At 37.1% G+C, this 14,246-nt stretch carries 17 protein-coding genes; 10 read left to right on the forward strand and 7 right to left on the reverse strand.

Going from position 1 to position 14,246, the window contains the following annotated elements; translation table 11 throughout:
* Positions 1 to 43: 43 nt before the first annotated feature.
* The 4 genes from L2B55_RS09075 to L2B55_RS09090 all read right to left on the reverse strand — a co-directional run bounded on the left by L2B55_RS09075 (position 44) and on the right by L2B55_RS09090 (position 3,938).
* The gene (locus tag L2B55_RS09075) at positions 44 to 568 is read right to left on the reverse strand and encodes a VOC family protein (protein WP_237850218.1); all 525 of its coding nucleotides are present in this window, start codon (positions 566 to 568) and stop codon (positions 44 to 46) included.
* A gap of 147 nt (positions 569 to 715) precedes the next feature.
* Positions 716 to 1,156 carry a GNAT family N-acetyltransferase gene (locus L2B55_RS09080; RefSeq protein WP_237850219.1) on the reverse strand — a complete coding sequence of 147 codons (441 nt, stop codon included), beginning with the start codon at positions 1,154 to 1,156 and terminating at the stop codon, positions 716 to 718.
* Positions 1,157 to 1,252: 96 nt separating this feature from the next.
* Complete coding sequence (locus L2B55_RS09085; RefSeq protein WP_237850220.1) at positions 1,253 to 3,586, reverse strand: alpha-amylase family protein; 2,334 nt, start codon at positions 3,584 to 3,586, stop codon at positions 1,253 to 1,255.
* A 1-nt stretch (position 3,587) separates the two neighbouring features.
* Entirely contained in the window at positions 3,588 to 3,938 is a 351-nt protein-coding gene (locus tag L2B55_RS09090; protein ID WP_237850221.1) for a DUF2200 domain-containing protein, read from the reverse strand.
* Positions 3,939 to 4,596: 658 nt separating this feature from the next.
* Here L2B55_RS09090 and L2B55_RS09095 point away from each other — a divergent pair.
* On the forward strand, positions 4,597 to 5,406 hold the full coding sequence (locus tag L2B55_RS09095) for a mechanosensitive ion channel family protein (protein ID WP_237850222.1): 810 nt from the start codon (positions 4,597 to 4,599) through the stop codon (positions 5,404 to 5,406).
* Between the two features lie 134 nt (positions 5,407 to 5,540).
* Here L2B55_RS09095 and L2B55_RS09100 read toward each other — a convergent pair whose 3' ends face one another.
* Complete coding sequence (locus L2B55_RS09100) at positions 5,541 to 6,290, reverse strand: CPBP family glutamic-type intramembrane protease (RefSeq protein WP_237850223.1); 750 nt, start codon at positions 6,288 to 6,290, stop codon at positions 5,541 to 5,543.
* 225 nt (positions 6,291 to 6,515) lie between these two features.
* On the opposite strand from L2B55_RS09100, the gene L2B55_RS09105 reads away from it, so the two are divergent.
* From L2B55_RS09105 to L2B55_RS09140, 8 genes are all read left to right on the forward strand, one after another.
* A complete protein-coding gene (locus L2B55_RS09105; protein ID WP_237850224.1) occupies positions 6,516 to 7,124 on the forward strand; it encodes a DUF1643 domain-containing protein in 609 nt (202 codons plus the stop codon).
* Between the two features lie 19 nt (positions 7,125 to 7,143).
* Complete coding sequence (locus L2B55_RS09110; protein WP_237850225.1) at positions 7,144 to 7,539, forward strand: ester cyclase; 396 nt, start codon at positions 7,144 to 7,146, stop codon at positions 7,537 to 7,539.
* Between the two features lie 52 nt (positions 7,540 to 7,591).
* Positions 7,592 to 8,173 (forward strand): hypothetical protein, encoded by a 582-nt coding sequence (locus L2B55_RS09115; protein ID WP_237850226.1) that lies wholly within the window; start codon positions 7,592 to 7,594, stop codon positions 8,171 to 8,173.
* 50 nt (positions 8,174 to 8,223) lie between these two features.
* On the forward strand, positions 8,224 to 9,075 hold the full coding sequence (locus L2B55_RS09120) for an AraC family transcriptional regulator (RefSeq protein ID WP_237850227.1): 852 nt from the start codon (positions 8,224 to 8,226) through the stop codon (positions 9,073 to 9,075).
* A gap of 96 nt (positions 9,076 to 9,171) precedes the next feature.
* Complete coding sequence (locus L2B55_RS09125) at positions 9,172 to 9,837, forward strand: hypothetical protein (RefSeq protein ID WP_237850228.1); 666 nt, start codon at positions 9,172 to 9,174, stop codon at positions 9,835 to 9,837.
* 85 nt (positions 9,838 to 9,922) lie between these two features.
* Positions 9,923 to 10,519, forward strand: coding sequence for a short chain dehydrogenase (locus L2B55_RS09130; protein WP_237850229.1), 597 nt, complete (start codon positions 9,923 to 9,925; stop codon positions 10,517 to 10,519).
* Between the two features lie 9 nt (positions 10,520 to 10,528).
* A complete protein-coding gene (locus tag L2B55_RS09135) occupies positions 10,529 to 10,759 on the forward strand; it encodes a putative antibiotic biosynthesis monooxygenase (RefSeq protein ID WP_237850230.1) in 231 nt (76 codons plus the stop codon).
* The gene (locus L2B55_RS09140) at positions 10,731 to 11,717 is read left to right on the forward strand and encodes an NAD(P)/FAD-dependent oxidoreductase (RefSeq protein ID WP_237850231.1); all 987 of its coding nucleotides are present in this window, start codon (positions 10,731 to 10,733) and stop codon (positions 11,715 to 11,717) included. Before L2B55_RS09135 ends, L2B55_RS09140 begins: the two co-directional genes overlap by 29 nt.
* 142 nt (positions 11,718 to 11,859) lie before the next feature.
* On the opposite strand, the gene L2B55_RS09145 is transcribed toward L2B55_RS09140, so the two are convergent.
* Both L2B55_RS09145 and L2B55_RS09150 read right to left on the reverse strand, forming a co-directional pair.
* Positions 11,860 to 12,156 (reverse strand): alpha/beta fold hydrolase, encoded by a 297-nt coding sequence (locus tag L2B55_RS09145; RefSeq protein WP_237850232.1) that lies wholly within the window; start codon positions 12,154 to 12,156, stop codon positions 11,860 to 11,862.
* Positions 12,157 to 12,291: 135 nt separating this feature from the next.
* Entirely contained in the window at positions 12,292 to 12,423 is a 132-nt protein-coding gene (locus L2B55_RS09150) for an alpha/beta fold hydrolase (RefSeq protein WP_237850233.1), read from the reverse strand.
* A 559-nt stretch (positions 12,424 to 12,982) separates the two neighbouring features.
* Here L2B55_RS09150 and L2B55_RS09155 point away from each other — a divergent pair.
* The gene (locus L2B55_RS09155; protein WP_237850234.1) at positions 12,983 to 14,146 is read left to right on the forward strand and encodes a glycoside hydrolase family protein; all 1,164 of its coding nucleotides are present in this window, start codon (positions 12,983 to 12,985) and stop codon (positions 14,144 to 14,146) included.
* Positions 14,147 to 14,246: the final 100 nt, after the last annotated feature.

The following is a 14,246-nucleotide window of genomic DNA, read 5'->3' on the forward strand; positions in this document are numbered from 1 at the left end:
TCTTTTAAGTAGTTTAATGCTTTTCAACAACTTCGTATCTTCGTTATTTTGTTGTCTTGCTGCCAAGTTGTTTACCCATTTTTTCATATTCGATGTCATTAGGCTCCCAAAGTTCAATCTTGTTGCCTTCAGGGTCAAGAATATGAACAAATTTTCCGTATTCAACTGTTTCAATGGTGTCTACAACTGTTACACCACCTTTGTTCAATTCTTTCACAAGAACCTCTATATTTTCAACCCTGTAATTTATCATGAAGTCTTTTGTTGAAGGGCTAAAGTATTTTGTTGTTTCGGCAAATGGACTCCATTGCGTAAAACCTTTTTTTGTGCTGTCATCACCTTGATACCACTCGAAGACTGTCCCATATTGGTTTGTATTTAAGCCAAGGTGGGTTTGGTACCACTCCCTCATTTTGTTAGGGTTTTTACATTTAAAAAAAATGCCACCTATGCCTGTTGCCTTTTTTAAATTTCTTGTTGTTGAGCTTTGCTTGGTCAGTATTGTTTTAATTGCGAAACCTGAAAGAAAAGATGTCACAATAACTAAAATAAGTAATGCCTTTTTCATTTGTTAGAATGTTTATCGTTAATGACGTAGTTCGTTAAATTTTCACTGTTGCTTCGAAGCCCACATGGTTAACTAAGTTTTGCATTGAACGTAAATGTAGAGAACAGTTGATTGGTTAGTTGAACCGAAAAGCAGCAAACAAATTGGCTATTTATTTAAATTTGACCACTCTGTTTTGGTCAGCTCAAACCTCACTTCCTTGCCGTGTATTCCATTTTTTCGCCACCCCATTTTAATATAAAACTGCTCTGCTCTTGTATTTGGAGCGGTTCCAAGCCATACATCCTCTTTGTTTTGTTCGAAATACCAATTTAGCATCAAGTTATGAAGTGTTTTTCCAATTCCTCTACCTTCAAATTCCGGATGGAGGAAGAGTGCCCAAATATTGTTGTTGACTAAATCTGCAATTGCAAACCCAATAATTTTTGTATTGATTTCACAAACCCAGCCTTTACCACGGTTAAATAGATATTGATTGCAATCTTCATCTGTTACTAAACCAGGGTTAGAAAGTATGTTTTCCTTCACAGAGTTACGGACAAACTGTATTTGTTGGATGTCTTGAAACTTTGCTTCTCGATAAGTCATACACTGTTTAGAACTAATATGTGGTTTGCTCTATTTTTTTTCCATTTCTAATTCTTCCATCATCTTATCCATCGCTTGAAATCATAACATGATAGGTCATAACTTTTTAAACTGTATCTTCCATTGAACGGTAGTATCATTTTTGCTATGGATAAGGATATGCACCCAACCTTTCTCAGTTTGCGGGAGCACCTGAATGGTATTGCCATTTTCCTTGTCGCTCACATCCACTTTTGCTACATTCCAGTTTCCATTGTCTGTTAGACCAGCAATGCGCAATTCATAAACATCGCCTCCAATAATTTCACTTTTGCCTGAAAGCGTTTCATTGCTCCAATTCTCATCTTGCACATCAATCATTCCCTGTGTAATATGTTTCGATGTAGATACCAGTACAGGATGGTTAGTCTTAGCGCGCACTGCAATAATCTTGCATGATTCGCCAGGAAGCTCGTAAGCGAATTGATCGTTGATCTCGGTCAATGGCTTCTTTTCCCAGAAATCAAACGCATAATAGCTTGTGTTTTTTTGTAATCCGGCCCATTCTGTAGTACAGCCAATCACCTGCTTCGTAGTATCCCAGTTAAACAGGCCTATCACATTGCGTTGTACGCGTTTCTTGTGATCAGTTGCCAGCCAGATGGTTGGCAATGTTCTGTCAAATGCATCAACGGGACGAGCTGTGCCGCTATGAGAAGCCATGCATCTTTTCATGATCTCGAGTCTGTCTTCAGGCAGATCGGGTAACCAATCGCTACTAAGAAAAAACTGACCGCTCAACGCTACCCAGGATGGTAACAGTCGGGCTCGTGTTATTGAGCCAATTCCTTTACAGGCAGCATCTGCGGTAGCCGAACCTGACTCACGTATAATGGACGGATCCGGATCATTCCACCAAACCCTTCCATTCAAAAAATATAACCGGGATGCTCTGATGGCGCCTGTGCGGATACTTTGGCCGTCATGATTAAAATCAGGGCCCACCCGCATAGCATCAACCAATCCAATAGAAGCACCGAAAGACCGCATATTCTGGCTAACACAGCATCCTGAAAAAAATACTTCTTTCCCCACGGTCTCTCGCAATAGTTTTAACCCGCTGCGAAATGCTTCGATTTGTGTTTTGCTTGCATCGTATAAAGGCAAGCAGTTGCCCATTTGATCGTCTTTATACCCATCATTGATATAAACCTGTTCTGTAACCGTACCAGTCCACAAGCCATCCATCTTAAAATAATTAAAACCCCATCCATGCAGGGTTTTAGCTACGGAAGTTAAATGCTGCTGAACCTGAGGGTTAGTCAGATCGAGTGATGTGCCACCCCATTTTGTTTCGTAGGGTGTGCTATCGAGCCGTTTTGCAAACCAGGATTGGCGATCTTTGTACTCAGGATCCTGGTGATTACGTGCAAAGGGCATCCACCAGATGCCGGCAGTCAACCCGTTGTCTTTAATACTGCTAGCCACTGATTGCATTCCTGTAGGGTAGGGCCCATTCGGTTTTGGCCTATCGAAGCCACGTGTTGGCCCGTTATAGCTGCCTCCGTCCTGCCATTGATCATCGAGCTGGATAACGTTTAGACCATATGGCTTCAGTTTTTCGGCAGTAAACTTTGCTAACTGCGATGTAGAAGCGCTGTTTCCGGCGCCCCCGTTTTTTTCACTGTACCAGGTACAATACACCGCTTTGCGGGGTGGTAATTGAATATGTTGATGACGGGCTATCGTAGCAGCAAATGCTTCCTCACCCTCACGTGCATCCTTGAAATAGCCAATCATTAATGTTTCCAATGGCTCTGCTGCTCCTTTTGGAATGATCAATCTGCCATAATCAATCTGCGATTGCACCCGTGCCCTGTTATCGCTGGTATCGGAAAAGAACACACCACTTCCTTTTTCATTGGTAAGCCATCCAGCAACTACACCGTTGCGTGTAGCAGGGTCAACCGTTGTAAGAAAAACATAGCTGCCAGGGTTATCCTTGGGTGAAAGGAGTCCGGCTGTTCCCAGTGTTTTTAGATTTTGTAATGGCTTTTGCAAATCTACCTCGAAGGAAAAATGATTTACTTTCTGCAAATTCATTGCTGCGTGGCCATTATTAACGATGGTTTCCCTGATAAAAAGAAAAGCATGTTGCGGATATAGCGCAATGTTATAATAACCGCCATCGGCTTTGCTCAGTTTCAATGCACGTCCTTGACCAAAAACCTTATCTGATACTGGCTCAACTGAAGCTCCAGCAACATTTTCAGCAATTCCCTTTTTGAGAAAGACTTTTCCGGATGTCAGGTCTTTTACTTCAATCATTTTCAGCTGCGGTTGATAAACTGCCGATAAATACTCATTCTGAATCATAGAGTTATTGGTTTGAGCAAACAGTATGCTGTTACCCAATACAAAAAATGCGAATAGAACTTTTAACTTTTTCACACTACTTTCTTAAAATCTTCTCCATTGTTTTTCCTTTTGCCAATTCATCCACTAGTTTATCTAAATAACGGATCTTTTGCATGAGTTTATCTTCGATTTCTTCTACACGATAGCCACAAATCACACCTGTAATCTTTGAAGCGTTGGGATTAATTTCTGGTGCCTCCTCGAAAAAGGTTTGAAAATCAGTCTTATTATCAATTTGCTGTTCTAATGTTTGTTGATCATATCCAGTCAGCCAACAAATGATACTATCTAGCTCTTCCTTTGTCCGGCCCTTTTTCTCTGCTTTGTTAATATAATGCGGATAGACACTTGCAAATGACATTTTAAAGACTCTTGTATTATCCATTTTAATTGTTGTAGTTTCTAATAATCAAACACTTTAGGTTAGTTTCAAACCAGCATAAGGTAGCAGGCTATTGCAGTTTATGCCTCTTAAGGTAAATAATTTTAACATAAATTGTTTTTACGAGAGGTTGTTTAACGCCTAATCATACCATTCGCTTCATTATCATGTACCTAAAGTCAGTCGGCCTAAGTGTTATAATGCCACTATTTTGATTTAAAGTTTTGCTTGAAAGTGTTTTAATGTTAAGACGTTATTGTTGGTTAATAACTAACCGGAATTTGCAAACTTTGTTTATCTTCATTGAAACAACGCACTCTCATATTATATTCATAAGTATAAAAAGCCTTTCGATGTAAAGCTATTAATGCTTGACTCAACCCAATGGCTCTATGAAATACTACCCTGGGGAAAAAATCTATAAGGTAAAAGGGGAAAAGTTTCTGGATGATTTCTTCAAAGCCTTCAACGGTAAAAAACCTTAAGATCTAAATCCAGGAACAACAGCAGCTAAACTAAACGAATTTACCGAAGGTGTTGTGTCCAAATGGAGAGATAACTTAAGGAGAGAATAGATGAACTTAACATGAGTATTTGCTAAAGCTGGGCGGATGATTTATTTGTTTACAAATACATTAATTAAAGCAATAAATAATACAATATGGATAAGCTGGATAATTACTCGACAAAATTTATTGACTGGCTGGTTACTTTCGGTCCAAAACTTCTCGGTGCATTAGTAGTCTTTATTATCGGGCTTTACTTAGCCAATATGGTGGCACGACTGGTTTCCAAAGCGTTAAGTAGACGAAGGATTGATATATCCCTACAATCTTTTCTAGGAAGTTTAGTGAGTGTTGGATTGAAAATATTGCTACTTATTTCCGTTGCCGGTATGTTAGGCATTCAAACCACTTCTTTTGTTGCAGTGATTGGTGCTTTAGGTTTGGCTGTAGGTTTGGCTTTGCAGGGATCACTGGCAAATTTTGCAGGCGGGGTTTTAATATTGGTTTTTAAACCTTTTAAAGTTGGAGATTTAATTGAATCAGGTGGACAAACAGGGCATGTTCAAGAAATCCAAATTTTCAACACTATTTTACTTACGCCTGAAAATAAAACGGTAATACTTGCTAACGGCGGAGTATCAAATAGTACAATAATTAATTATAGTCGACATGGGAATTTGCGTGTGGATATTACAATGGCAGTAGCACCAGACAACGATATTGAAAAAGTGCGTAGGGTTGCTTTACAAGCAATTGATGCAAATAGGTTTGTTTTAAAGGAGCCAGCTCCATCAGTAAATGTAATTAAAGTTGGTGATGGAATGATTACACTGGCAATTCGTCCTTATGCAACACCTGTTGACTACTGGGATGCATTTTTTACAGTGCAGGAAGATGTGAAAAATGCCTGGGATAAAAATAATGTTTCAGGGCCAGTCCCTACCAGGGTTATTATAAATAAATAAATAAATAACCGCTTAACGAAGTCAACAAAATTTATTTCCTTCTATTCTAAATGAAATGAAGAACAAAAGCAGATTCTGATGATTTAACCCCTTCCAAAGTTAGGGGGCCTGTACACCATAAATTGGTGGTTATTTTATTCCAATACGATTTGCCTAATTGATTGTGATGTGCGATTGCGGTGTATCATTATCAGGATAACTAATATCGTTCCCCAAACTAATGAAAGCATCCAAGTTGAAGCATTTTTATCGCCAGTACTATTCAGATGCAGACCTTCATTACTTAATTCATATGCAATGTTTGCTCCCCAATGAATTCCTAATGCGAGCCAAAGTGATTTCTTTATTACCACACAGAAACCTAAAACTAATCCCAATAGAAACAAATAAGACAATACTGATATATCTTCATTAAGCCTCCAAATATGGTTTAATACATAGAGTGCAGAAGATAATAATATCCAAACAATTGGCTTTAAAGATTTCAAATGCCCATATAAATATCCTCTTGTTAGAATGTCTTCAGCAATGGAAGGGAAAAAAGTCATAAATAAAGTTAGTGGAAGACTTTTTAGAAAAAATCCAAATGTTTGCAGACTTTCTAAATTTTCATAATTTAATCCAATAGACAGTAGGATTGATAATGTGAATGAGGCAAGTCCTACCAATAGTCCTACAAGTAATATTCGATACCATTTTCCGGTTAATGATAGGCCATAACCTTCCAGTAACTTCCACCCCTGTAATCTGCAGAGAAATATTGCAGCCACTAAAAAACCGATCTTGAATACGGCAGTTACCCAAAAAGACTGAAAAAATTCCGGAAAATGATAGATAAAAAACAGAAATATAAATCCAGCAATAATTGATATCCAATTTTTCATTTCGTTTTTTTACAAGTATACGGATTGAGAAACTTCCACAAAAAATTAGAGCTTCGATTTGTTTGTAGGACAAGAAATTAAGCCTTAGTTTTTGGGCTAGGTTTTATAAATTGAACTTTAGTAGTTAACTTAAACTTTATATTTTCAATTTAGCATCAACACCGGATGGACGACAGTGCAAATCTGAAAAAGTGGAAATAATAATAAAGTTTAAAGCAAGTAAAAATGGTTTACGAAATTAAACTTTACAATATAAGGCCAGACAATCTTTCCCGTTTTACATTGGGGACTGTTGGAGCAAAACCTCTTTTCGTTGTTGGTCTTAATCCAAGCACAGCAGACGACAAAATTCCTGACTTGACAATTAAGAAAGTAATGACTTTTGCAGAGCAAGCGGGCTTTGACAGTTTTGTAATGTTTAATCTATATGCTCAAAGAACACCTTATCCCGATAAAATTCACGACAAGATTGACAGCACGCTACACAGAGAGAATATTGACAAAATTGTTTCAACCTTAAAAAAACATAAAAATCCTTCTGTTCTCGCTGGTTGGGGGCAAACAATTAATGTTAAACCGTTTTTCATCGATTGTTTAAATGATATTTACAATTCGACTAAAAACCAAAATATTAGTTGGCTAAGAATTGGTAATTTAACCGCAAGTAAACACCCGAGACATCCATCCAGAGCAGCATATAAACTCGGATTAACAGCCTTTGATATTAAAAATTATTTGGAAGTAATTTTAAAAATGAGCCACTACAAACGGGCGAGGTGCAATATCTTTACGTCTCGGCCTACTATAACGGCCACTATGCAAAAACAACAATGAAGGAATAAAATCTACTAAAATGAAAAACATAAAGAATACAGTATTATTTCAGTGGTTCGATGAAGTATGGAATCAAGGAAATGAAGAGTCAATAGACAAATTGATGGCAGAAAATTCAAATGCTCATGGAATAATTCAAGAAGGGCAACCCAACGGAGCTTCTGGATTTAAAATCTTTTATCGTGAATTTCGCAAAGACTTTAAAGACATTAAAATAGAAGTAGAGGATGTTATTTGCCATGACAACATCGAATGCGCGAGAACAAATGTTACGGCTAGACATGAAGGGACAAATAGCATGGTGAATTTTTCCGGAATTTGCTGGGTAATGATTGTCGGCGGCAAAATAGTAGAAGCATGGAATAGTTATGATTTTTTAGAATTGTACAAACAAATAGGCTTGATTAAGTTATAAGAGAATAAACTGATAATTTTTATTTTTTTGTTGCTTTTTAAAATCTTCAGTTATGAAGTTTTATATCAAATATTTTCTGTTGGTTCTATTCAGTGTCACTTCATTTAGCGGATATGCACAATGGTCGTTGGAAGGAGGAATAGGCATTGCAACCCCCATAACAGGATACAATGAAATGGTTAGTGCAGGCACCGCCCTTCAGTTCAACATAACCAAAAGATTGGCTGAGGAACGTTTGGGAGTTGGCATAGAGCTGGCATGGGCACGCATGCATAATGATAATAATGATCTAGATATTTTCCAGAATGTACACCTTGACCAGATTCCGATATTCTTATATGCCGATTATGAATTAACAAAGGGAAAATGGATTCCTTATGCTGGTCTAGGCCTGGGGGGTAGTCTTTATAATATTGCATACGATACCAGCCCAACAACAGGAGAGGCGATTTTCAATGTCAGCTTCAGCTTTATTCCCAAAGCGGGTGTGAGAATGAAGTGGAAGGAAAGTTTATTACCTTTCGTTGAACTGAATGCCCCGATCGTTACTGACGGACCTCCTCCGGGCGCGGCAAATGCCAGCCAGGCTACCGGTTATTTGGGTGTTGTAGCAGGAATTCAATATCGATTTTAATAATTTCATGCTTACGCCAGACTTAAAATGATAACAGTGACAGATTAAAAATGGAAAAAATTCCTGTACGACAGATTAAAGAACCTGACTTTATTGAGAGTTTCACTATTCGGAACATCGAAACCCTGCTTTCAGGAAAAGATATGATGGAGGAACTTCACAGGCACAATTTCTTTTTGGTTTTGGCTTTAAAAAAAGGATTGGGCGAACACATTATTGATTTTACATCGTACACTATCAACGACTATTCCGTTTTTTTTATGCGGCCCGGACAAGTACATCAACTTACTTTAAAAGAAGGAAGTTCTGGTTACTTAATGCAGTTTAATGCCAATTTCTACTCATTCCGTGAGGAGGAAGCCAATAAGATATTGCGAAAGGTTAGTAACAAAAATTGTTGTCGGCTTAATTCGGATAGATTTAGAAAAGCATTTTCTGTTTTGGATTATATTTTCCAGGAATACACAGAAAAGCAACAAGAATATAAAGAAGTAATTATCGCAAACTTAAAAATATTTTTCATTGAGCTTATCAGACAAAGTAAAAATCCTAATGCTCTTTCAAAAGATGAGAATTCATATTCCCAAGAAAGGTTAGAAGATCTTTTAGAACTATTACGTACTCACGTTACCACACATAAACAAGTGGCACAATATGCGGACATGCTGCATCTTACATCTTATCAGCTTAACGCAATCACAAAGGAGACATTGGGAAAAACCTGTTCTCAACTTATTAATGAACAGCTTGTTCTTGAAGCCAAACGACATCTTCTTGCAACATCAAGTCGGGTAATTCAAATTGCTTACAATTTGGGATACGAAGACGTTTCCTACTTTATCAGATTTTTCAAAAAGCATACAGGTTATTCGCCAGAAGCATTCAGGCAGAATTTTAGATAAGTGCTATCCTACTTTGGGTTTGTCCTACAAAGGACTCTTTTCATGCCGGTACTTTTGCTGAATAATAAATAATTATTCTCCTCTAAAGTTTCGGGTATGAAAAAGTTCTGTTTATATTTTATGGTATTTCTTGTTAGCGCCATAAATAGCAAAATATTTGCACAAGATACTATCAACGTTTACAGCCGTAAATCAATTCCAATTGAAAACGTTATTGGTAATAATCGGCAGTATCTTCAAATAATTGTCAATAAACCGTTGTCTGATAACAAGAAAAACGGCATACTAAGCATCTCATCGTTTGCAGCTGATTATAGAAAAGAGCTTTCTCAAAATGAGTATTTGACCACTGTCGCTTTTTATCAAAAAGTTTGCAAAGGATTAAGTGCCAATTTGGGATCAACCTTCAATTCAAAGTCTGGATTAAGAAGTTTTGCGGGCTTGCAATATTATTACGAAGACAAGATTTTATCACTTTTTTACCTCCCCGGTTATTATTTTATCAATTCACAAATGCTTTCCAACTTATTAGCTATTGAAGTTAAACCCAAAATCAGCAAACATTGGTCTGTATATTCCAGGTTTCAAGCAACGTATGCTTACGATTTTGAAAATAACTGTCATTACAGAAGCTATATGTACACAAGATTGGGGCTGAATTACCAGAAATACAGTTTCGGCGTGGCCAGTAATCTTGATTGGTACGGGAAATATAAAAGTCACAAAGAAAATTACGGTTTGTTTTTTACTCTGCACCTTTAAGTATTTCCAAATACTCCAGTACAACTTCATAATCTTCCTATCAAAAGAGGTCTTCCATATTTTTTATAAAATAAAACTTAACAATATGAAAATTATCATCGTAGGTGCCACGGGCACAATGGGTAAATACTTATCCCATGAGTTTGAAAAAGAACACGAAATCATCAGAGTGGCATCAAAAAAATCTGATATTAATACGGACATCACCTCTGTCTCATCAATTGAAAATCTATTCAACCAAATAGGCTCTTTTGATGCACTTCTGTCTGTAGCCGGCCCTACCTATGTAGGCCCATGGAAAACCCTAACAGACCAAATGTTTAGAAAAGGAATAGAGGGTAAAATGATGGGGCAGATTAACTTGGTTTTAATTGGGCAGCATTATATTAATCCCAAAGGTTCATTTACATTGATTTCTGGAGCATTAACTTGTGAACCACAGCTAAATTTTGCCAACGCATCAGCAGCTAATGGTGCAGTTGAGGGCTTTGTAAGAGCTGCTGCCATTGAACTGGACAAAGGTATTCGTATCAATGCTGTAAGCCCTACAGTAATTGAAGATTCGCCTCAATACTTCCCTTATTTTCCTGGAGAAATTCCTGTAACGATGAAGCAATTGGAATATGGCTTCAGAAAAAGTCTGTTTGGTGCAAATACAGGAGAAATAATTAAACCTTACTAACCTCGGTTTATGAAACTTAAAATGAAATTAATAGCAGCTCTAAAAATATGGGTTGTTATTTACCCTTCAATTACGCTCTTTCTTTTCCTTTTGGGAGAAGCCTTGTCTGGGTTTCCGTTATATATAAGGACCCTTATTTTGACAATTACATTAGTTCCTTGGATGGTTTTTATAGGTATTCCATTCGTTGATTCTATGCTTAAAACAGGTAATGCTAAAAACAAAAGTGATGATAAGTGATACTGAAAAAATCACATCATCATCAAGTAATTCAAACTCAAATAATCGCATGACAGGTACCACACATTTTGACGTTATAATCGTTGGGGGTAGTTATTCTGGACTTGCAGCCGCAATGTCTTTGGGAAGGGCCTTAAGAAAAGTACTCATCATTGACAGCGGAAAACCATGCAACGGACAAACCCCACTTTCGCATAATTTTCTAACACAGGACGGAAAAATACCAAAGGAAATTACAACACTTGCAAAACAACAAGTAGCAATTTATAAAACTGTGGAGTTTTTAAGTGAGTGGGCAACCAGTGGAAAAAAAACAGAAAAAGGTTTTGAAATCGAAACGTCATCTGGAGACGTATTTACTTCAACCAAATTGATTTTCGCAACAGGCATTAAAGACGCAATGCCAGACACAAAGGGGTTTGCTGAATGTTGGGGTATTTCTGTTCTTCATTGCCCTTATTGTCACGGTTATGAAGAAAGGAGCGAAACAACTGGTATTTTGGGTAATGGAGAATACGGATTTGAGTTTGCAAAACTTATTTCAAATTGGACAAAAGACTTAACGCTGTTTACCAATGGAATAACCGTTTTAACAAATGAACAAACGGCAAGTCTTCAAAAACATCATATTAAAATAGTAGAAAAGGAAATTGGTCAATTGGAACACACCAACGGTAAACTTGAAAAAATAATTTTTAAAGATGGTTCAGAGAAAACCTTAAAAGCAATTTACACACGGCTTCCTTTTGTGCAACATTGCCCAATACCTCAACAATTAGGGTGTGAGCTAACTGACGATGGATATATTAAAATCGATACTTTTCAAAGAACGACCATTAAAGGAATTTATGCCTGTGGTGATAATACTACCCGTATGCGAACAGTTGCAAATGCCGTAGCTATGGGAACAACCACAGGAATGATAGTAAACAAGGAACTTGTTGAAGAAAAATTTTAGGGAACAGTGCAGGGAAGACAAAACGGCGGCCATGCGTTGAGTTTGTGGGTTGATGCCTCGTTTTGTCTTCATCTTTTTTGGGGTACTGTTCACTCGTTGCAAACGGGCTCAAGGATTGTTAAACGATTAAAAAAAAGGATGATTATACGGATTTTGTGCGTTCGAATTCGTCTGTAAGTTGGTTAATAAATTCAGTCGATTTCTCTAAAATCAGTTCGGGAACTTCTTTGTGAGGCGTATGTTTAACACCTTGAATAATCAATTTTGGTGATTGTCCGTTCGTTTGCTTAGTTATTCTATCTACTTGTTCTAACGTTCCAAATTCGTCCTCTTTTCCTTGTATAATAAGCGAATTGCATTGAATTAATGTCAAAAAGGGTTCAATGTTCCAAGCCCTAAATTCGTCTGTCGTCCAAGTTGCGGCCCAGGCCCAAAACATTTCTTCTGTTTTATAACCGTGATATTTCTCTAATTTGGTTTTTAAGTCAGTCGACTGATATAGTTCTATTGCTTCCTTTATGCTTTTAAGTGTAATATCTTCTACAAAAGTGTGTGCCCCCCTCTGTGATGATGCCTAAGATTTTTTTGGATATTTTGCAGCTGCAATCAAAGCAATTGAACCACCATCACTATGTCCGAAAAGTATTATTTTGTCAATGTTCCAATAGTCTAACAGTTCGTTCAAAATGTCGGCTTCCTGTTCCATATAATAGTTGTCGCGTTTTTAGGAAAAGGGACATGACTTTTCATAGCCTTGTCGGTCATAGACAATCACATTACATTGAGTCAATTCCCCTAATGTTTGTGGAAAGTCCCGTCACAATTCAATACAGCCTAAGGAATCATGCAGAAAAATAATAGTTGGTCTGTTTGCATAATTGTCAATTCTTTTAACTGCTAATTTGTTAAGTAAAAGTTTGCTGCCTGTCTGCATATTCCGTGTCTGACTAAAATTGGTAACAACGGGCGGTAAAGGCTGGGGTGATGATATCTATGCCAACTTAGTCCACCGTACGGTAAAGTTATTAATGGTTTTGTGAATTCATAGTTGAACGCCTACCATACTGGCAGAATGTGACATCGAATAATGCATTAAGTCAATAGGTTAGTCTATTTATTTTAGTTATTTATAGACTTATTTTTATTTCCTGTAAATAGTGTTCATACGGAAGGGGGGGCATTTGTATTGAATGGCTCCTTTTTCATTACCAGCAAAGAGATTACATTTATAATTTTCTTTCTATTATGCTTATTTTAACTCTATAATGAAAATTAAATCCATCTTTCCCCTTTTTTCCTTATTAATGCTCATTGTTTTAAAGGCAGGTTACGCTCAAGATAATCTGGATTTTCAGCCTTTATTAAAAGAAGTTGATTCTTCAAATATTTTCTATTCAAATAACCACTATACCTGGTGCAGTAGTGTTATACAGGGGGAAGATGGGAAATATCATATGTTTTATTCCCGTTGGTCCCATGGTAAAAGATCACTTGATGACGACTCCATGAACTATATTTTCAATGGCTTTAGAGGCTGGTGTAAATATTCAGAAATAGCACATGCAGTTGCGGAGCACATAAATGGACCGTATAAATACACCGCAACCCTACTAAAAGGTGACGGAAATTCGACAAAGTGGGATCGTTTTACGATGCATAATCCTCAAATCAGAAAATTCGGTAAGTATTATTACTTATACTATATAAGTAATTCATTTGATCCAACTTTTAAGGTGAAAAATGATAAAAAAATCGATAAAGACTGGGCGCATTGGCTTAAATACAATTGTACACAGGCAATAGGAGTAATTAAAGCTAAAAGTATTAAGGATTTGTTGGAAGGTAAGTATGAAAAGCCGGAACAGCCCTTAATGCGACCAGATAACATCAATACGTTTGAAGTTGCAACTAACCCTACCGTTACCCAAGGTCCGGATAAACGGTATTACATGATGTATAAGTCGAGGAAACCCAATGTGGGGAATATGACGTTTTACATGGCGGTAAGTAATAAGCCGGACGGTCCTTATTCCATGTTAGGTGAGGTATTTACATCAGCAGATATGGCCTGTGAAGATCCGTGTATGTGGTACGATAAAACCAATAAAAGATTTTACGCTGCAGTTAAATATTATTCTCATAGCCAAAAACTGGTACCTCAATTTGGTGCGCTCGCCCTGGTTACTTCAGAGAACGGATTGAATTGGAAAGCTGCTGCTCATCCATTGATCTCCTTAAGAGAGATGAAAATGAAAGATGGAAAAAAGGTTGATTTGGCACACTTGGAGCGTCCATTTGTGGTAACTGATAAAAAAGGTAAGCCGATAGCACTATTTGCCGCCGCTTCAATTGAAGAACCTACTAAGGGAGAAATGGAAAATCCGGCATTTGAGAATAATAGCTTTAATGTTTGTTTTCCTATTAAGTAGAAATGGGAATATTTTAACTTGTAGTTTGCTTAAATGAGTTGATTTATAGTTACACATTTTTATTTGTCAAAAGAAGAGAGCTCAAAAGCGTGCAAACTCA

The sequence above is a fragment of the Solitalea lacus genome, from assembly GCF_022014595.1.
Lineage (GTDB): Bacteria > Bacteroidota > Bacteroidia > Sphingobacteriales > Sphingobacteriaceae > Solitalea > Solitalea lacus.